This window comes from Micromonospora matsumotoense, assembly GCF_050951065.1.
Classification (GTDB): Bacteria; Actinomycetota; Actinomycetes; order Mycobacteriales; family Micromonosporaceae; genus Micromonospora; species Micromonospora matsumotoensis.
In genome coordinates this window covers 7182161-7204693 of the sequence record NZ_CP192025.1, presented here as the reverse complement: position 1 = coordinate 7204693, position 22533 = coordinate 7182161, and the positions used below count along the sequence as shown (strand labels likewise).

Annotated in this window: 18 protein-coding genes; 15 read left to right on the top strand and 3 right to left on the bottom strand. The window is 70.9% G+C overall.

What is annotated here, in order from left to right:
* The first annotated feature begins 7 nt into the window (after positions 1 to 7).
* From ACQP1S_RS30880 to ACQP1S_RS30850, 7 genes are all read left to right on the top strand, one after another.
* On the top strand, positions 8 to 547 hold the full coding sequence (locus ACQP1S_RS30880) for a (2Fe-2S)-binding protein (protein ID WP_432901525.1): 540 nt from the start codon (positions 8 to 10) through the stop codon (positions 545 to 547).
* Positions 544 to 1539, top strand: a complete 996-nt coding sequence (locus ACQP1S_RS30875; RefSeq protein WP_432901523.1) for an FAD binding domain-containing protein — start codon at positions 544 to 546, stop codon at positions 1537 to 1539. The genes ACQP1S_RS30880 and ACQP1S_RS30875 overlap by 4 nt, the downstream gene beginning before the upstream one ends.
* On the top strand, positions 1536 to 3650 hold the full coding sequence (locus ACQP1S_RS30870; protein WP_432901521.1) for a xanthine dehydrogenase family protein molybdopterin-binding subunit: 2115 nt from the start codon (positions 1536 to 1538) through the stop codon (positions 3648 to 3650). The genes ACQP1S_RS30875 and ACQP1S_RS30870 overlap by 4 nt, the downstream gene beginning before the upstream one ends.
* Positions 3640 to 4626, top strand: coding sequence for an XdhC family protein (locus ACQP1S_RS30865; protein ID WP_432901519.1), 987 nt, complete (start codon positions 3640 to 3642; stop codon positions 4624 to 4626). Before ACQP1S_RS30870 ends, ACQP1S_RS30865 begins: the two co-directional genes overlap by 11 nt.
* A gap of 95 nt (positions 4627 to 4721) precedes the next feature.
* Complete coding sequence (locus tag ACQP1S_RS30860) at positions 4722 to 5288, top strand: nucleotidyltransferase family protein (protein ID WP_432901517.1); 567 nt, start codon at positions 4722 to 4724, stop codon at positions 5286 to 5288.
* Between the two features lie 336 nt (positions 5289 to 5624).
* Complete coding sequence (locus tag ACQP1S_RS30855) at positions 5625 to 6164, top strand: peptidase inhibitor family I36 protein (protein ID WP_432901515.1); 540 nt, start codon at positions 5625 to 5627, stop codon at positions 6162 to 6164.
* A gap of 622 nt (positions 6165 to 6786) precedes the next feature.
* A complete protein-coding gene (locus ACQP1S_RS30850) occupies positions 6787 to 8031 on the top strand; it encodes an IS256 family transposase (protein ID WP_432901513.1) in 1245 nt (414 codons plus the stop codon).
* A 122-nt stretch (positions 8032 to 8153) separates the two neighbouring features.
* On the opposite strand, the gene ACQP1S_RS30845 is transcribed toward ACQP1S_RS30850, so the two are convergent.
* Entirely contained in the window at positions 8154 to 8756 is a 603-nt protein-coding gene (locus ACQP1S_RS30845; RefSeq protein ID WP_432901511.1) for an AAA family ATPase, read from the bottom strand.
* Positions 8757 to 9877: 1121 nt separating this feature from the next.
* Here ACQP1S_RS30845 and ACQP1S_RS30840 point away from each other — a divergent pair.
* Positions 9878 to 10609: a response regulator transcription factor gene (locus ACQP1S_RS30840; protein WP_432901509.1), complete on the top strand. Its 732-nt coding sequence runs from the start codon at positions 9878 to 9880 to the stop codon at positions 10607 to 10609.
* Positions 10606 to 12057, top strand: coding sequence for a HAMP domain-containing sensor histidine kinase (locus tag ACQP1S_RS30835; RefSeq protein ID WP_432901507.1), 1452 nt, complete (start codon positions 10606 to 10608; stop codon positions 12055 to 12057). The genes ACQP1S_RS30840 and ACQP1S_RS30835 overlap by 4 nt, the downstream gene beginning before the upstream one ends.
* 204 nt (positions 12058 to 12261) lie before the next feature.
* Here ACQP1S_RS30835 and ACQP1S_RS30830 read toward each other — a convergent pair whose 3' ends face one another.
* Entirely contained in the window at positions 12262 to 14334 is a 2073-nt protein-coding gene (locus tag ACQP1S_RS30830; protein WP_432901505.1) for an MMPL family transporter, read from the bottom strand.
* A gap of 450 nt (positions 14335 to 14784) precedes the next feature.
* Positions 14785 to 14946, bottom strand: coding sequence for an ABC transporter permease (locus ACQP1S_RS30825; RefSeq protein WP_432901503.1), 162 nt, complete (start codon positions 14944 to 14946; stop codon positions 14785 to 14787).
* Between the two features lie 175 nt (positions 14947 to 15121).
* Between ACQP1S_RS30825 and ACQP1S_RS30820 the strand changes: the two genes are divergently transcribed.
* The 6 genes from ACQP1S_RS30820 to ACQP1S_RS30795 all read left to right on the top strand — a co-directional run bounded on the left by ACQP1S_RS30820 (position 15122) and on the right by ACQP1S_RS30795 (position 22413).
* Positions 15122 to 15670 carry an RNA polymerase sigma factor gene (locus tag ACQP1S_RS30820; RefSeq protein WP_432908457.1) on the top strand — a complete coding sequence of 183 codons (549 nt, stop codon included), beginning with the start codon at positions 15122 to 15124 and terminating at the stop codon, positions 15668 to 15670.
* Positions 15667 to 16455 carry a hypothetical protein gene (locus ACQP1S_RS30815; protein ID WP_432901501.1) on the top strand — a complete coding sequence of 263 codons (789 nt, stop codon included), beginning with the start codon at positions 15667 to 15669 and terminating at the stop codon, positions 16453 to 16455. The genes ACQP1S_RS30820 and ACQP1S_RS30815 overlap by 4 nt, the downstream gene beginning before the upstream one ends.
* Positions 16456 to 16521: 66 nt before the next feature.
* Positions 16522 to 17328 carry an ABC transporter ATP-binding protein gene (locus ACQP1S_RS30810; RefSeq protein ID WP_432908454.1) on the top strand — a complete coding sequence of 269 codons (807 nt, stop codon included), beginning with the start codon at positions 16522 to 16524 and terminating at the stop codon, positions 17326 to 17328.
* A complete protein-coding gene (locus ACQP1S_RS30805; protein ID WP_432901499.1) occupies positions 17325 to 18656 on the top strand; it encodes an ABC transporter permease in 1332 nt (443 codons plus the stop codon). The genes ACQP1S_RS30810 and ACQP1S_RS30805 overlap by 4 nt, the downstream gene beginning before the upstream one ends.
* 44 nt (positions 18657 to 18700) lie before the next feature.
* Positions 18701 to 19267 (top strand): hypothetical protein, encoded by a 567-nt coding sequence (locus ACQP1S_RS30800; RefSeq protein WP_432901497.1) that lies wholly within the window; start codon positions 18701 to 18703, stop codon positions 19265 to 19267.
* A 458-nt stretch (positions 19268 to 19725) separates the two neighbouring features.
* The gene (locus ACQP1S_RS30795; protein WP_432901495.1) at positions 19726 to 22413 is read left to right on the top strand and encodes an AAA family ATPase; all 2688 of its coding nucleotides are present in this window, start codon (positions 19726 to 19728) and stop codon (positions 22411 to 22413) included.
* Positions 22414 to 22533: the final 120 nt, after the last annotated feature.

Here is a 22533-nt window from a genome sequence, read left to right as displayed (position 1 = left end):
GACGGCGATGACCGATCAGACACGAAGCACGATATCGCTGCTGGTGAACGACGTGACTCACCGACTGTCGGTGGACAACCGTCGGACGCTGCTCGACGTGTTGCGGGACGACCTGGGCGTCACCGGGCCGAAGAAGGGGTGCGACCACGGGCAGTGCGGCGCCTGCACGGTGCTGCGCGACGGCCGGCGGGTGGTCTCCTGTCTGGTCCTCGCGGTCGCCGCCGACGCTGCCGCGATCACCACCGTCGAAGGGCTGGCCGTCGAGGGCAGGCTGCAGCCGATCCAGGAGGCGTTCGTACGCTTGGACGGCTTCCAGTGCGGTTTCTGCACTCCGGGGCAGCTCTGCTCGGCGGTCGGGATGCTCGCCGAGCACGCGGCCGGCTGGCCAAGCGCCGTCACCGTCGACGACTCACCGGACGGCGCGCCGGAACTGGACGAGGCCGAGGTACGCGAACGGATGAGCGGCAACCTGTGTCGCTGCGGGGCGTACCCGTCGATCGTGCGCGCGGTGATCGAGACCGCCGCCCGGCAGGGGGTGGCGGGGTGAAGGAGTTCGCCTATCAGCACGCCACACAGGTCCACGAGGCGCTCACGGCGGTTGCCGGGAATGCCGGTGCCCGGTATCTGGGCGGAGGCACCAACCTCGTCGACCTGATGAAGTGCGGGGTCGAGGAGCCGACCCGGCTGGTGGACGTACGGCGGCTTCCCCTCGACGGCGTCCACGACGCACCGGACGGCGGGCTGGTCATCGGTGCGACCACCACGAACAGCGACGCAGCCGCGCACCCCGAGGTGCGCCGCCGGTTCCCGGCGCTGGCCCAGGCCGTGTTGGCGGGTGCATCCGGTCAACTGCGGAACATGGCCACGGTGGGCGGCAACCTGTTGCAGCGGACCCGCTGCGGCTACTTCACCGACCTCTCCTCGCCCTGCAACAAGCGGATTCCCGGCAGTGGATGTGCCGCCATCGCGGGAGTCCACCACAACCATGCGATCCTCGGCCACTCCGCGCACTGTGTGGCCACCCACCCCTCGGACCTGGCGGTGGCGCTCGCCGCGTTCGACGCGGTCGTGCGCTACGAGACGCTCGACGGCACCGGTGAGATCCCGTTGGCGCAGTTCTACCTGCCGGTCGGTGACCGTCCGGACCGGGAGACCGCGCTGCCACCCGGCGCGCTGATCACCGCCGTCGCCCTGCCCGGGTCCGCGCGGAGCCCCCGGTCGCGCTACCGCAAGGTCCGCGAGCGCGCGTCGTACGCCTTCGCGACGGTTTCCGTCGCCGCCGCGCTCGACGTCCGCGACGGCGTGGTACGCGACGTGCGCATCGCCCTCGGCGGCGTGGCGTCGCATCCCTGGCGGGCCCGCTCCGCCGAGGCCGTGCTCCGCGACGCCCGACCCACCGCCGAGTTGATCCGCGACGCCGCCGAGGCGGAACTGCGCGCCGCGAAGCCCCTGCACGACAACGGATACAAGGTGGCCCTGGCGCGGAACCTCGTCGAGGCCGTGCTCGGTGGGCTCGCTGGAACGGAGAGGACCCGATGAGCGCAGACCTCAATCCCGGTGCCGTCGGTGCCCCGCGCCCCCGGATCGAGGGCCCGCTCAAGGTCACCGGTGCCGCCCGCTACGCCGCGGACGTGCCGATGCCGGACCTGGCCCACGGCTGGATGGTGACCGCCACCATCTCCCGGGGCCGGATCCGCGACATCGACGCCTCGACCGCGCTCGGCATGCCCGGCGTGCTGGGGGTGCTCGACCACCGCAACGCGCCCCGGCTCAACCCTCAAGCCGGCAACTACTTCGGCCCGGACGGCAGCATGCAACTGCTCCAGGACGACGTGATCCCGTACGCCGGCCGGCCGGTGGCGCTGGCGGTGGCGGAAACGCCCGAGCAGGCCCGGGCGGCAGCGGCGGCACTGCGGGTGACCTACGAGGTCGAGCCGCACGACCTGGACTTCAGCCTGGAGCATCCGGCCGCGCGGCCGGGATCGACCGCCTTCGGCCCGGAGGCGGACACGGGTGACGTGGACGCGGAACTGTCGGCGTCCGCAGTGGTGGTCGACGAGCGGTACCGCACTCCGGAGGAGAGCCACAGCGCCCTGGAGCCGCATGCCGCGACCGTGTGGTGGGACGGGGACCAGGTGTACGCCGTGGACTCCAACCAGGGCGCGTTCAGTGTGTCCGAGGCTCTGGCCTCGTTGTGGTCCATCGACCGGGAGCGGGTGCACATCCGCGCCGAGCATGTCGGCGGCGGCTTCGGCGGCAAGGGCGCGTGTGGCCCGCAGGTGATCCTCGGGTCGATGGCCAGCGAGCGGTTCGGACGCCCGGTGCGGGTCGTCATGACCCGGGCGCAGGTCTTCGAGGCAACCGCGTCGCGGCCCCCGACGGACCAGCTGGTACGCATCGGTGCCGACGCCGACGGCCTCCTGCGCGCCATCCACCACCGGCCGGCGTACGCCCTCTCGCCGCTCGCCGAGTACATCGAGGCATGCGCCGAGCAGGCCAAGACCCTGTACGCGGCGCCGGCGATCCGCACGCAGCTCACCGCCGTACCCCTCGACATCCTGCCGCCGGCCTCGATGCGTGGGCCGGGCGCGACGCCCGGCTCGTTCGCCCTGGAGTCGGCGATCGACGAGGTGGCGGAGCGGCTGGACATCGACCCGCTGGAGTTGCGCCTGCGCAACCAGCCCACGGTCGGGCCCGTGTCGGGGTTGCCCTTCAGCAGCCGCCGCCTGATCTCCTGCCTGCGGGAGGGGGCGCGCCGGTTCGGCTGGGCGGCGCGCGACCGGCGTCCGCGTACCCGGCGCGAGGGCCCACTGCTGATCGGCACCGGCATGGCCGCCACCTCGTTCAGCGCCGGGGTGTTCCCGTCGACGGCCTCGATCACCGCCGAGGTGGACGGGACGTTCACGGTGTCGATCGGCGCGAGCGACATCGGTACGGGTGCCCGTACCGCGCTGACGGCGGTCGCCGCCGACGCGCTCGGGGTCGGCGCGGAGCGGATCCGGATCCGGATCGGCGACAGCGACCTCGGCATGGCGTGGGGCGCGGGCGGCTCCCGTGGCACGACGTCCTGGTCCTTCGCCATCACCGAGGCCGCCAGGAAACTGCGGGAGAACCTGGGCGACCCGGCCCGGCCGGTGACCGCGACGGTGGACACCACCACGATGATCGACTACCAGCCCGGCCGGGAACGGCAGACCTACAGCGCCGTCTTCGCGGAGGTGGCCGTCGACCCGGCGACCGGCGAGGTACGGGTGCGTCGCCTGCTCGGCATGTTCGCCGTGGGCCGGGTGATCAACCCGCTGCTGGCCCACAGCCAGGTGACCGGCGGAATGATCATGGGGCTCTCCATGGCCCTGCACGAGGAGAGCGTGCGCGACCCCCGCACCGGCAGGCAGACCAACGGCGACTTCGCCGGCTACCACTTCGCCGCCCACGCCGACGTGCCCGACGTCGAGGCCGACTTCGTGCCCGACTACGAGCCGCAGGACCCGTCGGGCTTCAACGGCCTCGGCGAGATCGGCACGGCCGGCACCGCGGCGGCGATCGCCAACGCCGTATGGCACGCCACGGGCACCCGCCAGCGGATCCTCCCGATCCGCCTCGACCGGGTGCTGGAGCCCGCCGACCCCGCCGAACGCGATGCTGCGTGAGGTCTGGTCGTTCGTCGACGCCCATCGCCGGGCCGGACGCCCCGTCGCCCTCGCCCGGCTGGTGGTGCGGGACGGCCCGGGAGCACGGCCGCTCGGATCGACGATGGCCGTCGCGGCGGACGGCACGTGGCGCGGCTCGGTGTCCGGGGGCTGCGTGGAGGCCGTCGTGGTGGAAGCTGCCCGCGCCGTTCTCGCCGGGGCGGCGGCGCACGTGCTGCCGGTGACCCCGGGCGAGTTCCTGCTGCCGTGGGAGGACGCGCCCGCCTGCTCCGCCACCATGGAGGTGCTGGTCCTGCCGGCACCACCGGCACCGGTGCACGAAGCGATCACCATGGCGTTGCGGCGGGACAGACCCGTCGCGGTGGGTGTCGGACTGCGGCCGCCGTACCGGTGGTCGGTGGCCCCGACCACGGACCAGCTCCCCGGCGGTCACCCGGCGTACGTCGAGGAACTGCCGCGCCGACGGCGGCTGGTGCTCGCCGGAGCGACCGACCTGGCCGCGGTGCTGGCCAGGCTGGCGGAGTCGCTGGACCTGGCGGTGTCCGTCATAGACCCACGCCCCGACCACGTCGGGTCCGGGGCACTGCCGGCCAGCGCCCGGGTGGTGCGGGCCTGGCCGGACGAATGGCTGACCCGCCACCCGCTCGGACCGGGCGACGCCGTGGTCACGTTGAGCCACGACCCCCGCATCGACGACCGGGCGATCCGCGCAGCGCTGGCCGGCGGCGCGGGACACGTCGCGGCGCTCGGCAGCCGGGCCACCCACGCCCAGCGCCTGCGACGCCTCGCCGGCACACCCGACCTGGACCGGCTGGCCGGCCCCGCCGGACTGGACCTGGGCGGCACGTCCCTCGCCGAGGCCGCCCTGTCCATCCTCGCCGAGGTCGTCGCGGCGGGGAACGGCCGGGCCGGCGGCCGATTGCGCGACTCCCGGCTTCCCATCGGTGTCCACGCGACGGCGACGGCCGATGGTTGACCTCCGATCACCGGTCGGCCGTGCGTCGGCCGGCCGGAGAACACCTTCCCGCAGCCTTGTCCGCCCGACGGGCGACGGCCGGCCAACGGGCCGGGATGAAACCTGACGGCAGCGCGGCGAACCGCGTCGCCGGGCTGGTCCTGGCCGCCGGGGCGGGGCGCCGCTACGGCGGCCCCAAGGCACCCGTGTTTCTCGGGCAGGCGCTCCGCGCCCTCCGGGACGGTGGTTGCGACCCGCTCATCGCGGTCCTCGGCGCCGGAGCCCGCCAGGCCCGGTCGGCCGTCGACCTGGCAGGCGTCCACGTCGTCGACAATCCGCTCTGGGCCGAGGGGATGGCCTCGTCGCTACGGCTCGGCCTGAACACGGTCGCCGGCCTGCCCAGGATCTCTGCCGTGTGCGTGCACCTGGTGGACATGCCCGGAGTCACCGCAGCGGCGGTGGCCCGGCTGCGTGCCCACGCGCACCCGGGCTGCCTGGCCCGTGCCTGCTACCACGGCGAGCCGGGCCATCCTGTCCTGCTGGGCCGCGACCACTGGGCGACGGCAGCCGCGACCGCGCGGGGCGACCAGGGCGCGCGGGCGTATCTGCGCCTGCGGGCCGACCAGGTGAGCTTCGTCGAGTGTGCCGACGTGGCCGCCGGCTACGACATCGACGAACAGTAACGACGGCTCCCCTCCCGTCCGGGCCCGGCATCAGCTGCGCCTGCGGCACTTGGCCCTTCCACGCCCGGCGCAGGTAGGTGTCGTGCAGCGCCTCGGCGACCACGGACCGTCCGTGCTGGTGGTCCGATTCCGTGTGGGGCATGGACGTGGTCGGTAGCCGAGTTCGTCCAGGGACGGAACGAGGCGGGTCACCGACCGAGACCGTGTGACTGACACTGGTCTGCCCCTGCCCGGTTCCACCAGAGGAAACTTGTGCGTTCCCCGAATTTTGGCTTTCCGGGCGTCGCCTCTCGGGTGGTTCCGGTAGCCTAATCGACGATCATGAATGGCAGTGGGGTGGATGCCGTGCTGGTTACCGCCGCAGCCGACCAGAAGGAGAAGACGGTGGACGCAAGAATGATCGTCGCGACCGGTGCCGTGCTTGGTGTGCTGGGCCTGCTCGGAGCACCCGGCTCGCCGGCCGTCGCCAAGGAGCAGCCGCGCAACTGCGCGGTCAACCTGGACACCCGCGTACTGGGCTGTGCCGACACCGAGGCGCAAGCGCTGCGCGCGGTGGGGGCTACGCAGGCCAGCGTCGTCATCGCCCGTACCTACGACGGTGCGGGCTTTGGCGGCGCGCAGTTGGCCTGGGCTCAGAGCGGCAGCTGCTCCCCGGAGTACGACGCCGAGTTGCAGTGGGATGACCTGCGGACGACCAGCGGTGGCAACTGGAACAACCGAATCAAGTCGGTGCGCACCTACAACCAGTGCGACGTCAAGTTCTTCGACGGGATCAACTTCACCGGCGCCCAGTCAGTCTGGATCGATGAAGCCTCCAACCTCGCGAACATCGGCGACGGCTGGAACAACCGGGCCGGCTCGATCAAGTTCTCCTGATCGTTCGTACGGCGGTGCTCACTTTGTGGCAGCCCTCGCGTGACGCGCATCGAGAGCCTGCCGGACCTGGATGAAAGTCCTGCGGAGGTGGCGGTCGCCGGCATCATCTGGCTGCCGACGGTGAAGGGTGAAGGGCCCCACCGATTCGGCCTGCCACGAGGTCACCGCTTCGGCTTGCCACCGACCGGACCGAGCACGCGGAAGGCCCGCACCAAGCACCGCCAACGAGCAGTCGTGGATCGTGCTCGTCACCCAGCGGCGGCCCCGGGAGCACCACGGCCCCCGGGTCGCCGCTGTGGTCGGTACCGCCGGGATCTGGCGCTCACACAGTCGGCGCTCGACCGGGCCCACACTGAGGCCCGCGCTCGTGACGGTCCGGACCCGCACGCTCGCGCGGCTGCGCCCGGCCACCGTCGCCGGCGTTGTCCAGGGTGCGAGGACTCCGGCGGGCGGGACCGGCGGTCCGACAACGCGTATCGGCCAGCAGGTACCCCGCGTGCGTGCGGTTGCGTCCACGGGAGTGGTGTACGACTTGCCCGTGATGGGCGTGTTGCGTAGATGAGAGACGGCCATCGCGTCGATCCTTCAAGACGACCAAGTCAGAGAAGGAAGAGAGACCGCGATGGCCGCATCTGAGAGTGTGAACCCTGTTGAGCTGCTGCGCGAGCAGATCGAGGGCGCGTCGCCGGACGTGTTGCAGGCGATGATCAGAACGTTCGCGCAGGCGGTGATGTCCGCCGAAGCCGACGCGATCTGCGGTGCCGGGTATGGGCAGCGCAGCGACGAGCGGGTCAACTCCCGCAACGGATACCGGGTGCGGGAGTGGGACACCCGTGCCGGAACGATCGACCTGGCGGTGCCGAAGCTGCGCACTGGTTCGTACTTTCCGGACTGGCTGCTGACGCACCGCCGGCGAGCCGAACAAGCTCTCGTCTCGGTGGTGGCAACCTCCTATCTGCTCGGCGTCTCGACTCGTCGGGTGGAGAAACTGGTCGAGCAGCTCGGCGTCCGGCAGCTGTCCAAGTCGCAGGTGTCAGAGATGGCCGCGCACCTCGACGCGCAGGTCGAGGCGTTTCGCAACCGGCCTCTCGACGCCGCGCATTACACCTTCGTGTGGATGGACGCCCTGACGATGAAGGTCCGCGAGCACGGGCGCACGGTCAACGTCCACGCGCTTATCGCTGTCGGCGTCAACGCCGACGGACAACGTGAAGTCCTCGGCCTGGACGTCGCCTCCGACGAGGACGGCGCCGGATGGCTGGCGTTCCTACGGTCGCTGACCGCCCGGGGCCTGTCCGGCGTCCAACTGGTCATCTCCGACGCCCACCGCGGCCTCGTCGCCGCGATCGGCGCCGCCCTGCCCGGCGCGGCTTGGCAGCGCTGCCGCACCCACTACCTGCGCAACCTGCTCACCAAGGTCCCCAAGTCGGCCCAGCCGTGGATCGCCACCCTGGTCCGCACGATCTTCGACCAGCCCGACGCCGACGCCGTCCACGCCCAGTACGGGCGGGTCGTGACCACGATCGAGGCGAAGTTCCCCGCCGCCGCCGAACACCTCGACCACGCCCGCGACGACCTCCTGGCTTTCGCCGGCTTCCCCCGCGAGATCTGGCGCCAAATCTGGTCGAACAACCCTCAGGAACGGCTGAACAAGGAGATCCGCCGCCGCACCGACGTCGTCGGGATCTTCCCCAACCGGGCGGCGATCATCCGCCTCGTCGGCGCCGTCCTCGCCGAACAGACCGACGAATGGACCGAAGGACGCCGCTACATGGGCCTGGAACTCCTCACCAAAGCCCGCCCCGTCATCGTCGAGCCAGACCAAGACGACACCGACCACGCCGATCCCAGCCCGATCGCCGCCTAACATCAAACCGGATCCCGCGATGGCCGTCTCTTACACCACCAGCGCGGACGTGACCCCGCGTGCTGGGTCGCCCGCCTGGTCTTCGAGGTCGAGCACCTGCGGTGGGCGGTCTTGCGGAGTACCTACGGGCGGTCGTCGGCCTTGTGGGCACAGTGCTGGCAGTGTTGGGGGCAGGGTGTCTGTGGTGCGGCGGTGGTGAGGCCGCTGGTGTGCAGGATGGTGGTGACGGTCTGGGTGGGGGTGCTGGCTTCGGGGATGAGGGTTTCGTTGGGGAGGTGGAGTAGGTCGCGGTGGGTGTACCAGCGGCGCATCTCGTCGGGGGTGACGGGGATGGGTTCTTCGCGGGTGAGGTGGCGGCGGACGGTTTCGTCGTAGGTCACGTCGAGGTAGAACACGGCGGTGGGCCCGGGGTGGTGGTTGATGAGGTGGTGGAGGGCGTCGGCGTAGCGTTCGGTGTGCAGGATGCCTTCGAGGATGACGTGGTAGCCCAGGTCGAGGGCGGTGCGAGCGGTCGCGGTGATGAACGCCGGCGCGACGGGGTTGATGTGCGCGCTGTCATGCTCGCGTAGGAGGGTTCGGCGTAGGTAGTCCTGTTCCAGCAGCGCCGCGCCGCGGCCGTAGCGTCGCCGCGCTTCCCGCGCGGCGGTTGTCTTGCCGCTGCCGGAGTTACCGCGGATGATGACCAGCGTTGGTGGAACAGGGTCGTCGGGGTGTGGTGTGGGCATCGGTCGGGCCCTTCCTGCGCAGGTGAGCGGGCGGGGAAGCGTCGCGCGGGGTGATGTCCGGGTCGGGTGAGAGCACGCCCGTGTTGTCGGTGCCGCCGTCCTTATCCACCCCGACACACCGAACAAGGCTTCACCCTGCGCACCGCAGGCCAACGCCGACGACGCCCCATCGACTTCGACGAACTCACCCGCGTAGCCATGAGCCCCCTCGAACCCCCAGAGCCCGACACCACAACCCCCGACAGAATCTGGCCAGACGGCTGGTAAACCCGCAGGTCGCGAAGTGTCCTCCCCACGCACGTGGGGGTGTTCCGCCATGAACACCAGCAGTATCCGACCCCGCGTCCTCCCACGCCACGACGTCCAACGCCGCCCGGGTCTTGGGCAACTCCGCGCGCAGCCGCTCGTTCTCGGCCCGCAACCTCTCTGCCTCCCGGTCGGCGTCGCTGCGGCCGGCTTGCGGGGCTTGTCCGCCACCCCGGCAAGAGCCCGGCGTCGCGGACACGACGCCGCTCCATGGTGTGCGAGGAGTACGACACCTCGGCAGCTTGTTACACGACCGGCAGCTCACTGTTCCTCCACTCAGGGGTGAACCCGGTCTGCGCTCGGCGCGGCCAGTGCCCGGCCGTGGCGTGAGTGTCACGGCACCGGTCGCGGTGCTGGCGGCTTCGGCGGTGCGAAGCCGGAGCCGGGTGACGGATCCGGCGGCGAGCAGGGCGGACGTTGCGGCGAGCAGTGTCTTGCCCAGAATCGCCGCTCCCACGCCGGTGAGCACCCCGGGTACGCCAACGTGCAGAAGTCAGGGACGCGAAGCGCTCGGGACGCCGCGACGGCGGCGGGCCCGCCGACCCACGTCCGCTACTCACGATGAGTAATCGGTGGACGTGAGATGGCATCCGGATGGCGACATGACAGTGCGCGGAGTTCGCCGCCGGCCTGCGGGCCTGGTAGTGCGCCTGGCACGCCGACACTCCGTTCTCGCAACTATCCGTGCCGGCGGTTCCACGGTTCGTTGCCGTCCCGTCAGTGGTCAAGTCTGAGTTCAGGCATCCGTAAGAGCACGGTCCGCGGGCACCACGGAGGCGACGGTTCTAATCCTGGCTTCAGGTTGATCGGGGAGGATGAGCGGCAAAGCATCGACTGGAATGGGGCGGGCCGGCGTGCGGATCCTGATCGCGGATGATGACAGGGCCATCCGTGAGTCGCTGGCGCGGGTGCTCCAGGTCGAGGGTTACGACACCAGCACCGTCGCCAACGGTCTCGCCGTGCTCGACGGGGTCGGTGGGGCGGGCGGTGACCCGCTGGATCTGCTGATCCTCGACGTGATGATGCCTCGCCTCGGCGGGGTGGAGACCTGCCGGCGGTTGCGGGCCGCGGGTCGGGATCTGCCGGTGCTGATGCTGACCGCCCGTGACCAGATCTCCGACCGGGTCGCGGGGCTCGACGCGGGCGCCGACGACTACCTGTCCAAGCCGTTCGCCACCGAGGAGTTGCTGGCCCGGGTGCGGGCCTTGCTGCGCCGGCGCACGCCGGCCGACGGGGAGTCGCAGATCCTGTCGTTCGCCGACGTCCGGCTCGACCCCGACAGATTCGAGGCGTGGCGTGGCGGGCGGCCGCTGCGCTTGACCCGGACGGAGTTCTCCCTGCTGGAGGTTCTCGTGCGCAACGCGACCCGGGTGTTGACCCGCGACGCGCTGTTCGAGGCGATCTGGGGCTTCGACATGAGCGCCACCGCCAACAACCTCCAGGTGTATGTGAGCTACCTGCGCCGCAAGATGGAGGCCGAAGGTGAGCCGCGATTGATCTACACGCTGCGCGGCCTGGGATACACGTTGCGGGAGACTCCTCCGTGAGCAGGCCCGCCGGCCGGGAACCGCGCCGGCTGACCCGATGGTGGCACCGGCGGTCCCTGCGGACCAGGCTGACGGTGATCGCGGCGACGGCCATCGCGGTCAGCGTGTTCGTGGCCTTCCAGGTGGCCAGCGAGCTATTGGACTGGGAGCTGCAGGACACCGCCGAGGATCAGCTGCGCGCCGACTCCCGCGTCCTGGCGACGGACGCGGAGCATGCCGGTGTGGCGCAGGTCCAGCTACCGCCGTATCCCGGGTCCGGTCGGCTGGTACGGGTCATCCTGCCCGACGGCTCGACCCGGACGCCGGCCGGCCAACCCGCGCTGCCCCCGGTCAGCGAGGGCGCCGGGCGCGTGGCGCAGGGCGCGTCGGCCGACCTGATGGAGTCGAACGACAGCGACGAGGACGGCTACCGCATCTACACGCTGCGGGCGGGCGACGGCGCGGTCCAGGTGGCCCGCGTCGCCGACGACAGCCCGCTCAACCGGTTCGGGTTCGGGATGTTGCTGATCGGGCTGCTCTGCGTGGTTGGCGGCACCCTTGTCGGGCGGACCGTGGCGCGGGCCGGGCTGGCACCGATCGACCGGCTGACTGCCGCAGCGGTACGTGTCGCGCACACCCGGGATCTCGACGCCGACATCCCGGATGAGGGCGGTGGGGAGATCCGGCGGCTGATCCAGTCGATCAACGAGATGCTCGCCGCGCTCCGGGACTCCCGGCGGGCCCAGCGGCTCCTCGCCGAGGACGCCGCCCACGAGCTGAAGACCCCGCTCACCAGCCTGCGCCTCAACGTCGAGCTGCTGATCCGGCTCGACCGGCGCGGCACCCTGGACAGCGCACTGCCGGCGGAGAGCCGGACCCGGTTGCTCAACGATCTCGGCGCCCAGGTGGCCGAGTTGAGCACCCTTGCCGCCGAGCTGACCGAGGTGGCGCGCGGTGACGTCAGCGACGAGAGCACGGAGCTGCTCGACCTCGGCGACGTGGTGGTGGCCGCCGCGACCCGGGCGCGTTCCCGCGCGCCTGACATCGAGGTCACGCTCGACGTGACCTCCGTGTGGGTGGGCGGGCGTCCCGCTGCGCTCCAGCGGGCGGTGCTCAACCTCATCGACAACGCCGGCAAGTGGTCCCCCGCGGACCAGCCGGTCCAGGTCCGGCTGCGTGCCGAGGGCGCGTCGGCGGTGCTCGAGGTCGACGACGCCGGGCCGGGCATCGACGCAGTCGACGTACCGCGGGTGTTCGACCGGTTCTACCGTGCCGACAGCGCCCGGGCGTTGCCCGGATCCGGTCTGGGGCTGTCGATCGTGCAGCGGGTCGTCGACGCCCACGGCGGCCGGGTCGCTGTCGACCGTTCCACCCGCGGTGGCGCGCTGCTTCGGGTCGACCTTCCGGCCACGGCCCCGCCCGCCCCGATCGCGCGCCGCGCCGCCGGGGAGGACACCGCGGCGCGCTGACCCCGTCCCGGCGGTGCGGCGCAGGACAAGAGACGGCCGCCTTCGGGCATGACCCCGCGCCGTTCACCTTCGGGGCCGGACACCGCGGTACGCGACCCCGGGCCCGACGCGTCGCGCAGAACCGGAGGGCGGCGGCCGCCGGGCCCACGAAAGGACACGGGACGGGCTGGATGCCCGTCCCGGATCTCCTCCGTGCCGCCGCGCTCACCGTTGCAGCGTGGGCTCCTCCTCGTCGGCGAGCGTGTGTCGACCGATCGGCGGTCCTGCCGCTGGACGGGACAGCCGGCTCGGCCACCAGATCCGCCGGCCGATCAGCAGGGTGAGGGCGGGGACCAGGACCGACCGCACCAGCAGGGCGTCGAGCAGCACGCCGAAGCCGACCAGGAACCCGACCTCGATCAGCATCACCAGCGGAAGTGTGGCGAGGACCGCGAACGTGGCCGCCAGGACCAGCCCTGCCGAGGTGATGACGCCACCGGTGGCCGACAGGGCCTTCAGCATGCCCTCTCGGGTGCCGAGACGCACCGTCTCCTCCCGGGCCCGGCTGACCAGGAAGATGTTGTAGTCGACACCGAGCGCCACCAGGAACAGGAATGCCAGCAACGGCACCGAGTAGTCGATACCTTTGAACCCGAGGATCGTGTCGAAGACGAACACGCTGCCGCCGAAGGCCGCCGCGAACGAGACGATCACAGTCGCCATCAGGACCAGCGGGGCCACGATCGCGCGCAGCAGCAGCCCGAGGACGATCAGGACGACGGCGAGCACCAGCGGGATCACCAGCCTCTCGTCACGGCTGGTGGTCACCTCGGTGTCGAGGTTCTCCGCGCTCGGCCCACCGACGATCGCCTCCGCCCCGTTCACCGCGTGCACGGCGGTGCGCACCCGCTTGATCGTGTCGTACTCCGCGGCGGTGTCCGGCGCGTCGGTCGGGAACACGGAGATGTCGGCCCAGCCTCCGACGGTCTGGCCCGGGACGGCCGCTGCCACGCCGGGAGTGCGCTCGACGATGTCGAGCACCCGCTCCTGGTACGCCGGCCGCGTATAGATCGTCATCGGCTGGCCGCCGAGCTCCGGGAAGTGCTGGCGGAGAACGGTGAAGCCGGTGACTGACTCCGGCGCGGACAGGAACTGGTCCTGCTCCCGCAGGGCGCCGGTGTTACCCGTCAGACCGATGGCGAGCACGCCGAGGACTCCGAGCGAGCCGAGCGTGGCCACCCACCGTCGGCGGCTGATGCCGGTGCCGAGCCGTCCCCACAGCCCCGGCTTGTCCTGCACGGCCGTGCTGAACCGCGGGATGGCCGGCCAGAAGATTCGTCTGCCGAGCACCACGAGCACCGCCGGGAACAGCGTCAGCATGGCCACCAGCGCGCACAGGATGCCGGCGGCGCCGATCGGGCCCAACCCGCTGGTGCTGTTCAGGTCCGCGACGAGCAGGCAGAGCAGGCCGGCGACCACGGTGGCCGCGGACGCGACGATGGCTGGCGCCGCGCCGCGCAGCGCGTGGACCATTGCGACCCGGACGTTCTCGTGGTGGTGCAGTGCCTCCCGATATCGAGCGATGAGCAACAGCGCGTAGTCCGTGCCGACGCCGAACACCAGGATCGTCAGCAGCGCCGAGTTCTGGTCGTTGACCACGATGCCGAAGCCCTTGACGAGCAGGTAGACGGTCGCCATCGCAGTCAGTGCGGCCGCGCCGACGACCACGAGGGGGATGAACCACAACACCGGGCTGCGGTAGGTGAGGATGAGCAGGACCGTGACGACGACGACCGTGGTGAGGAAGACCTGCAGGTCGATGCCGTCGAAGATGGCGTCCATGTCGCCGTCGATCGCGGCCGGGCCGGTCACGTCGAGTTCCAGGCCGGCGGGGCGGTCGTTCGCGGCGTCCCGCAGCGGGCCGACGAGGTCCTCCGGTGCGCCGTAGGCCGTGCTCACGTCGAGGGTGAACATCATCGCCTTGCCGTCGGTGGAGAGTCTTGTCGCCGGGCCCTCGTCGTCCCCGCCGGCCGCCGCCTTCGGCGGGTACCGCTCGGCGAGGGTGTCGTAGTGGCGCTCGACCGTCGCGCGGTCGGCGTCGGTCACGCCGCCGGCGCGGTGGTACACGAAGACGAACGTGTTGTCCTCGCCGCCGGGGAGACTGTCCTCCAGCACCGCCACCTTGGTGGACTCGGCGCTGGCCGGCAGGGTGTCCACAGCTTTGTCGGTGGTGACCGAGCTCAACTTTCCGCTCAACGGCACCATGACCGCCGCCAGCGCCAGCCACAAGCCGATCACCAGCCACGGCACCCACCTGCCTGCCAACCGACCGGGCGGCGCTTCCCTGGGCGGTGCTGCGTTGACTGACATCAATAGCCTCCGGACGGGTTGCATCGCTTGTCTGAGGCCAACTTCGTACCGAGCGAATCTGAGACGACCGTTAATCCGGTGATCAGACCGGTCGGCAAGGCCCAGGCGACATAGCCGTCGGACCGGATGAGCAACGCGGCACGGCTCTCGTGCGGGTGTGCGCCAACCCTGAACTGTTCCCGGAGTTCACTAACGACCTCGTGCACAGTTGGTGGCGTGATGATGAGCGCGTCTCACCGAACGTGAGGTGTGGCGGGTAGTGCCCTGCGCTGCCAGGCGGTGTTCTCGCTGCGGCCGGTGTGTTGGTGGTCGGACAGGAGGCCGGCGATCGCGCGGATGGTGGTGTCGAAGGACTCCCGCCAGGGTCGTGGGCAGCGGTCAGCTAGGCCCGCGGAGTGCGTCGACGGGTTGCATGCGGGCCGCCCGGATGGCGGGGTAGAGGCCGGCCAGCAGGCCGACCACGGCCCCGGCGACAGGGGCGAGGCCGGACAGGCCGACGTCGAGGACCGGGGTCCAGTGGCGGACGGCGCTGATCGCCACGGTGGCGACGATGCCGGTGCTGGCCCCGACGATGCCGCCGAGCAGCCGTGTGGTGATCTCAGCTCGGCGCCTCGCAATCCGTTGGACAGTCGATGCGCGGGCATTCATGGAGGCTTGTGTATGTGTCTCGGGTCACACTGCTTTGGCTATCCGCCGGGCGGTCGGTGCCGTCCTACTGAGCGTGGGTGATCAGGAAGCGGTGACCGAGGTGCAGCTGGTTCGCCGCTGCGCACGCGGTGAGCATGCCGCTTTCGACGAGTTGTACCGGCGTACGGCGCCGTGGCTGGCGACCCGGTTGCGGCGCCGGTGTTCCGACGACGAGATCGTGGCCGAGGTTCTGCAGGAGACCTTCATGGCGGTGTGGCGGTCGGCGGGGTCGTTCACCGGTTCGGCGCAGAGTGGTGCGACGGGCTGGATCTGGACGATTGCGGCACGCCGGCTGGTGGACGCCTTCAGGCACCGTGCCCGCGCGGCGGAACTTCCGCTTGCGATAGCCGCGGCGCCGGCGCCCGCCGCCGAGGACGAGGTGCTGGCTGGCCGGGTCGATGCGGATCTGCTGCGGGCCTTGCACACCTTGGCTCCGGAGGTCCGGCGTGTGCTGCAGGCGATGGTTCTGGACGGGCTCTCGGTACGCGACACTTCGGCTCTGCTCGGAGTGCCGGAGAGCACAGTGAAGTTGCGCGCCAGAATGGCCCGCATCCGCCTTCGGGAGGCGCTGTCATGAATTCGCACATCGACGACGACCTGCTGGCGCGCTATGCCGGGATCAGTGAGAGCCTGCCGGATGCCGCGGTGTGGGGCGTGGAGGTGCACCTGGACTCCTGTTCCGGCTGCCGTAGTCGGCTCGGCGAGGTCGTTCACCCCGGCACGGCGGCGATGGTCGCCCGCGTCGGTGGAGAGCTCACCGGGTCGTTGCCCGCGGTAGTGCCGTACCGGAGGTTCGGGGTGGTGCGCCGGTGGTCGACGTGGTCGTTGCTTCCGCGGTTGATGGTCAGCGTCGGCGGGCTGGTGGCGGCGCTGCTGCTGGAGGTGGTCAATCCGCACTATCCGTCGCCGGTGCTGTTGATTGCCCCGGTCGTGCCGCTGTTCGGTGTCGCGGCGGCGTGCTCACGCCGCGACGATCCGGCGTGGGAGCTGGTCGCCGCCTCCCCTCGGGGAGGTGCTCTGATGGTGCTGCGCCGCACCGTCACGGTGCTTGCGGCGCTTCTGCCGGTTCTCGCGGTGGTCGGCTGGGCCGTCGGGACGTCGGTGGCGTTGTGGCTGCTGCCCTGCCTGACCGTTACCTCGGCCACGATCGCGCTGGGCAGTCTGCTCGGCGTACGAAGGGCTGCCGGTGTCGTCGCCGCTGCCTGGGCCGCCGTGGTGACGGCACCGGCGATGCTGACCCATCAGCTGCCCGACGTGCTGGACGCCGACAAGGCCCCGGTCTGGGCAATGACCGGGCTGGTACTGGCCGCTCTGGCCTGGACCCGCGCTGAGGCATTCCAACGGCTCGCCAGTCGTAACTGATCAACGGCCCGCCCACTGTTTCCCGCTGCCTGCCAGCGGCTGATGATCCCTGTCCAAGGAGCGATGATGGTACGAAGTTTGTCCGAGGCCGAGTTGAGGCCGACCACATGGGAACACGCGGTGCAGGCGCACGGCTTGCAGGTCCGGGCGGGCCGGCATCTGGCGGTGACCGGCCTCGACCTGCGCATCGGTGTAGGCGTCCACGGCCTGCTGGGGCCCAACGGCGCCGGGAAGACCACGCTGATGCGCGCGCTGGCCACCGTGCTCAGGCCGGCCGCCGGCAGCCTGAACCTTCTGGGTCGGCCGGCGCACGAGCGTCGAGCCGATCTGCGGCCGATCCGGCGCATGATGGGCTACCTGCCGCAGGAGTTCGGCTACTACCCGAAGTTCACCGTCCACGAGTTCGTCGAGTACACGGCCTGGCTCAAAGAGGTCCCCACGGCCGACATCACCGTGGCCGCCGAACGGGCGATCGCCCGGGTCGGGCTCACCGAGCGGGCCGGCAGCAAGTTGAAACAGTTGTCCGGTGGGATGCTGCGTCGTGCCGGTGTGGCCCAGGCCATCGTCAACGACCCGGCGTTGCTACTGCTTGACGAGCCCACCGTGGGTCTCGACCCGGAGCAGCGGTTGACCTTCCGCGAGCTGCTCCGTGACCTCGGCGCCGACACGTGCGTGCTGGTCTCTACCCACCTGGTCGAGGACGTGGTGGCCTCGTGCACCGATGTGGTCATCGTGCATGCCGGCCGGGTGGTGTGGCAGGGCACGCCTGCGGAACTGGCCGAACGCGGCGGCACCGGTGACCCTGGTGACAGTGCCGCTGAACGCGGCTACGCCGCGGTGATCCGCCAGGCCCGGCGGGAGGCCGGCGCATGATCCGCGCGCTCGCCATCGACCTGCGCCGTAGCGCTGCGGTCGGCACCGGCCTGATCGTGCTCCTACTCGGCCTCGCCGCGATGTATCTGCTCTTCGGGCCCGATGCGTGGAGCAGCCGATGGTCCCCGCTGGCAACTACGCTACGCACAGCGCTGGCCTTCACCTGGCCGCTCACCCTGGCCGCCGGGGCGTGGCTGACCGACCGCGACCGCCGCGGACGCGTCGGCGAGTTGTTCACCAGCACTGCCCGGCCCGCCTGGCAACGCGCCGCGTCGCCGGCCCTCGCGCTGAGTCTGACCGTCACCGTCGCCTACCTGCTGACCGTGGCCGCATGCCTGCCGCTGGTGGCCGGCTCGGCAACCTACTTCAACCCCGCCGCGATCGCCGTCATCGCCACCGGGCTGCCGCTGCTACTCGCCGCCGGGCTGCTCGGCATGGGCCTGGGCGCCGTCGTACCGTCGCGGTTCACCGCGCCAACTCTGGCCATGGCCGGACTGATCCTGTCCAGCGCCCCCGGCCTGCTGTCCGCCTACTACGTCGCTGGCCGTATCCAGCAGAGCGTTGCTCTGCTGTCGCCGGTGCTCGGCCAGAGCGGCGACTTCCTCATCGTGCCGGCCCGGCTGAGTCTGGCCCAGTCCATCTGGGCGCTCGCCCTGGCCACCACCGGATTCCTGCTGCTGTCGGCCACCCACGTCCGCGCCCGCACGGCTGCCGCCCTACCAGCCGTCTTCGGCGCCGTCACCGCGCTGCTTCTGCTGGCGTCGGCCGGCCCGGCCAACAGCATGGACGCCGTCGACGCCGGTGCCCGAGAACTGGTCTGCGCCGACGGAACACCCCGCGTCTGCGTCCGCCGGGTACACGCCGCCGTCCTCCCCGACACCGTCGCACCGGCCCGCGACGCCCTGCACCGCCTCAGCCGCCTACCGAATCCCCCCACCGCCATCGAAGAAGGGATCCGAGACATCAGCGGTAACCCCGACGAACAGGACACCCCGTCAGGGCAGACCGTCACCTTCTACCTCGACAGCGGGCGGGCCACGGACATCGACGCCGAACAGGTCACGCTGCAACTACTGACCGGTGCGGGGGTCATCAGCTGTGGAGACACCAGCAACTGGGAGACGTACGACGCCGCCCGGCTCGTCGCCGCGTACTGGCTGCTCGAAACACCGCCACCGGACACCAAACAGAAAGCAGTCGAGGCGTGGCAACGGCTGACCTCACTGCCCGCAGCCGAACAACTGGCACGCATCGCCGCGCTCCGCGACGCTGGCCTCGCCTGCAACGCCGACGCCCAGTGGGACATCCTGATGGGTGGTCCCCGATGAAGGGGCTTGCTCACCACCTCCGAGCGCGCCGGATACCCGCCGCCATGATCGGCGCCGCGGCGGTGGTCTGGGGCCTCTGGGCGATCTGGACCGCAATCTTGCCACCCGACATCCTGCCGGCTCCCCTGTCCATGGCCGCCACCGGCTTCGCCGCCATCGCCGCCGGCACCACTCTCACCGGTCCCGACCCCGACCTGGACCGCACCGCCGCACTGCCCTGGCCGACTCGGCGGGCACTGCACCTGACCCTCGCCGCTCTGGTCGTCCTCGGTCTGCTGCTGTCGGTAGCTGGCACGACGCACGGATACGGCGAGCCGGCCGCCCTCGCGCGCAACTGCGCCGGCGCGCTCGGTCTGATCAGTCTCGGCGCCACCACCCTCGGTAGCGCACGCTCATGGTTCTATCTGGTCCCCTTCATCACCATTCCGCCGTTCGTGCCGATCAGCCGCACCACCGGCGACGGCGTCCTCGGCCAGATTCTCAGCTGGCCCCTGCAGCCAGCCGAATCCACCACAGCCGGCACTACCGCAGCCGTACTACTCGTCCTCGGCGCAGCCGGCTACATCCTGCGAGGATCACGACTGAACACATCAGCACGGACCGCCGGCTGAGCTGATCTTGATCTTCAACCTCGGCCGCTATCCGTCGGTGCAGTCCTGTGTGGATTTGCGGCGTGTCGTGCTCGACGTGGGACGGCCACCGCTTGATGATCTTCCGGTTCCTGGCAGAACACGAAGATCGAAGGCGGTAGCCGTGGCTGCCTTTTCGTCCCTGGTGCCCGGTGGGTGCTCGTGCGACGAGCGTCCCTCACGTCCGGGCCTGTCCGGTGGCATCCCGGTGGGTGCGAGGGCGTCTTGGCGGTAGTGCTTGCGGTGGCCGCAGTGGCCGGACGTGGGGACGGTGGATTCTTGGCTTGGTCGATGCTCGTCCGCCGCGTTGATGTCGGTTACGGTGACTTCGCTCTGCGTCGATTGGTCTCGTTCAAGGCGGTCATGCCGCCCGCGCCAACTATTGATCGGCGTGGCCGGCGTTAAGGTTGCGACGAGGACGACATCGGGATGGGGTGTGGATGCGATTCGTCGCCCGGCAGTCGGAGTTGCGCGAGCTCGGCGCGCTCGCGGCGGCCGCGGCGGGCGGGCGCGGAGGTGCGACGCTTATCGTCGGCGAGGCGGGCATCGGCAAGTCGACTCTTGTCCAGGCCGCGGTCGAGTCGCTCGACGGCTGGCGGGTGCTGCGCGCGAGCGGCGTCGAGTTCGAAAGTGAGCTGCCCTACGCGGCGCTGCACCACCTCTGTGCTCCGGTACTGGAATACCGCCGCGAGCTCCCGGCGCCTCAGCGGCTCGCACTGGAGACGGTGTTCGGGCTCGGCGCAGGTGCCGCACCGAATCCCATGCTGGTCGGCCTGGCTGTACTGAGCCTTCTGGGCGCTGCGGCGCAGGACGTTGCGGTGTGGTGCGTGCTCGATGACGCGCAGTGGAGTGATGAAGCGTCGCGGCAGGCGCTGGCGTTCGTCGCGCGCCGTGTCGGTGCCGATCGGGTCGTGATGGTGTTCGTCGCGCGGGACGTCGCTTCTGTCCCGCAGCTCGATCGTCTTCCTCGGCTCGCCGTTGCCGGGCTTGCGGCCAGCGAAGCTCTTGACCTGCTGCGATTGTCAGCGTTATCCAATCTTGACGGCCCGGTACTGGAACGGATTGTCGCCGAGGCGGGTAGCAATCCGCTCGCGCTGGTGGAGTTCGCTCGGGAGGCGGATCCGTTGGGTCTGCCGAACGTGGTGACCGGTGGCGTGCAAAGCGCGTTGGAGGCGCAGTTCACACGTCGGATCCTGCGGTTGCCGGCGCGGACCCGGTTGGCCTCGGTGCTCGCCGCGGCGGAGCCCTTGGGCGACATCATGCTGCTACGCCGCGCCATGACGGTTCTGGGGCTGGACGCTGCCGATCTCACTCCGGTTGTGGAGGAGGGCCTGGCGGTCGCCGGTCCGCGCTTGTACTTCCGGCATCCATTGGCTCGTTCCGCGGTGTACCGGTCGGCGGATGCCCGGACACGCCGGCAGGTACACGCGGCGCTGGCCGCGGCGACCAGTGCCGATACGGATGCGGACCGTCGCACGTGGCACCGAGCCAACGCGGTCGCCGTTCCTGACGAGTCGATAGCGGCGGAGTTGGAGCGGTCGGCTGTGGGGGCGCACGCCCGTGGGGGCTTTGCCGCGGCCTCGGCGTTCTTGGAACGCTCCGCTCAGCTGACGCCGGACGCATCGCGGCGGGCAGGTCGGTTGTTGTCGGCCGCTCGAGCGCGGTTGCAGTCCGGGGCGCCCGAAGCCGCACGGGAACTGGTGAATCAGGCGCGGCTCGGCCGGCCAGGAACGGCTGACCGTGCTGAGCTGCGCCTCCTGGATGCGATGATCGACTACCACGTGTCCCGCAGTATCCCGGCGACGCTCGCACTTGCCGACGCGGCCGAGGGTCTCGATCCCGACCGGGCCCGCGAAATCTACCTGGAGGCGTTCGCCTCCCTGATGTTCAGCATCGATGAGCCTGGCCGGCTGCGCCGTCTCGCCCTACGCATCCAGGAGCGGGTACCGCGACGGCGTCCGCCCCGCGCCGTTGATCTTCTACTTGACGCCCTGCTTGCCCAGAACCTGCTGCCCGCCGACGAGGCGGCACCCGCGATGCGCCGCGCGGTCGAGGCGTTTCAGGATCAGACCCGGGGGTCCGATGCGAATCCGTGGTGGATGGAACGCGCCTGCGTGCTGAGCGCCGACCTCTGCGACGAGGTCGCGATGGAGCAGCTGACCGACCGGCAGGTCGAACTTGCCCGGGCACAGGGAGCCTATGCGATTCTGCCGCATGCGCTGCGTTTTCAGGCGGCCGCCAGGGTCATGGCCGGCCGGATCGATGATGCGGCCGCCAGCATCATCGAGGCACGCGCGGTCGACGAGGCGGCGGGCACGACCAATCTCCTCGGCTCGGACCTGACACTCGCCGCCTGGCGTGGTGACACTGGACGGTTCCGCGAGGTTCGGGAGGCGCTGCGCGACTGGGCCGGTGTGGAGTTCACCGCCGTCTTCTACGCGACCGGCGTGCTGCACAACGGGCTCGGCGGCTACGAGGACGCGCTCGACGCGTTGCTGGTCGCGCGAGATCGGCAGCAGCAGGGTTCGTACGTCGTCTCCGCGTTCCACAGTGAACTCGTCGAGGCCGCCGTGCGTGCCCGTCGGCCGGAGGAGGGCAAGCTCTCCGCCGCCTGGCTTGAGGATCTCGCGCGCGCCAGCCCCACCTCGTGGGCGGTCGGCGCGCACCTGCTCGCGCGGGCGCTGCTCGAACCGGGCCTGGGCGCTCATGAGCTGTACGTTGGCGCGATCGACCGGTTCGCCCACACCCGCGTGCGTGGGCACTACGCGCGGGCTCGCCTGCTGCACGGGGAGTGGCTACGCAGTGTGGGCCGTCGCGCCGAGGCGCGGGTGGAGCTGCGTGCCGCGCACGAGTTGCTGAAGACGGTCGGCGCGCGGGCCTTCGCCGACCGGGCCGTGCGGGAGCTGGCGGCCATCGGCGAGCATCCGGGTGTGGGCGAGACCGACCCGCTCAACGCACTGACGGAGCGGGAGCTGCTTGTCGCTCGCAGGGTCGCGTCCGGGGCGGGCACCAAGGAGGTGGCCGCGCTGCTGTTCGTCAGTCCTCGCACGGTCGATGCCCACCTGCGCAACATCTATCGAAAGCTGGGGATAACGTCGCGACGCCAGCTCCGGGAGCTTCAGCTGTAGCGGAGACGGCTGGCCCCGCCACCGGGGGCCGGTGGCCCCTCTCCACCCGGCGTGGTGGCCAGCTTTTGCCGCAGCCGCGCCAGCGGACGAACTCGCGGCCGAAGCATGCCCCGGCGTGCC

Coding starts and splice junctions, on each gene's coding strand:
- ACQP1S_RS30840 (WP_432901509.1), top strand. CDS start 9,878: ATGAGCGGCAAAGCATCGACTGGAATGGGGCGGGCCGGCGTGCGGATC.
- ACQP1S_RS30800 (WP_432901497.1), top strand. CDS start 18,701: ATGATCGGCGCCGCGGCGGTGGTCTGGGGCCTCTGGGCGATCTGGACC.
- ACQP1S_RS30880 (WP_432901525.1), top strand. CDS start 8: ATGACCGATCAGACACGAAGCACGATATCGCTGCTGGTGAACGACGTG.
- ACQP1S_RS30815 (WP_432901501.1), top strand. CDS start 15,667: ATGAATTCGCACATCGACGACGACCTGCTGGCGCGCTATGCCGGGATC.
- ACQP1S_RS30860 (WP_432901517.1), top strand. CDS start 4,722: ATGAAACCTGACGGCAGCGCGGCGAACCGCGTCGCCGGGCTGGTCCTG.
- ACQP1S_RS30845 (WP_432901511.1), bottom strand. CDS start 8,756: ATGCCCACACCACACCCCGACGACCCTGTTCCACCAACGCTGGTCATC.
- ACQP1S_RS30805 (WP_432901499.1), top strand. CDS start 17,325: ATGATCCGCGCGCTCGCCATCGACCTGCGCCGTAGCGCTGCGGTCGGC.
- ACQP1S_RS30850 (WP_432901513.1), top strand. CDS start 6,787: ATGGCCGCATCTGAGAGTGTGAACCCTGTTGAGCTGCTGCGCGAGCAG.
- ACQP1S_RS30795 (WP_432901495.1), top strand. CDS start 19,726: ATGCGATTCGTCGCCCGGCAGTCGGAGTTGCGCGAGCTCGGCGCGCTC.
- ACQP1S_RS30865 (WP_432901519.1), top strand. CDS start 3,640: ATGCTGCGTGAGGTCTGGTCGTTCGTCGACGCCCATCGCCGGGCCGGA.
- ACQP1S_RS30810 (WP_432908454.1), top strand. CDS start 16,522: ATGGTACGAAGTTTGTCCGAGGCCGAGTTGAGGCCGACCACATGGGAA.
- ACQP1S_RS30870 (WP_432901521.1), top strand. CDS start 1,536: ATGAGCGCAGACCTCAATCCCGGTGCCGTCGGTGCCCCGCGCCCCCGG.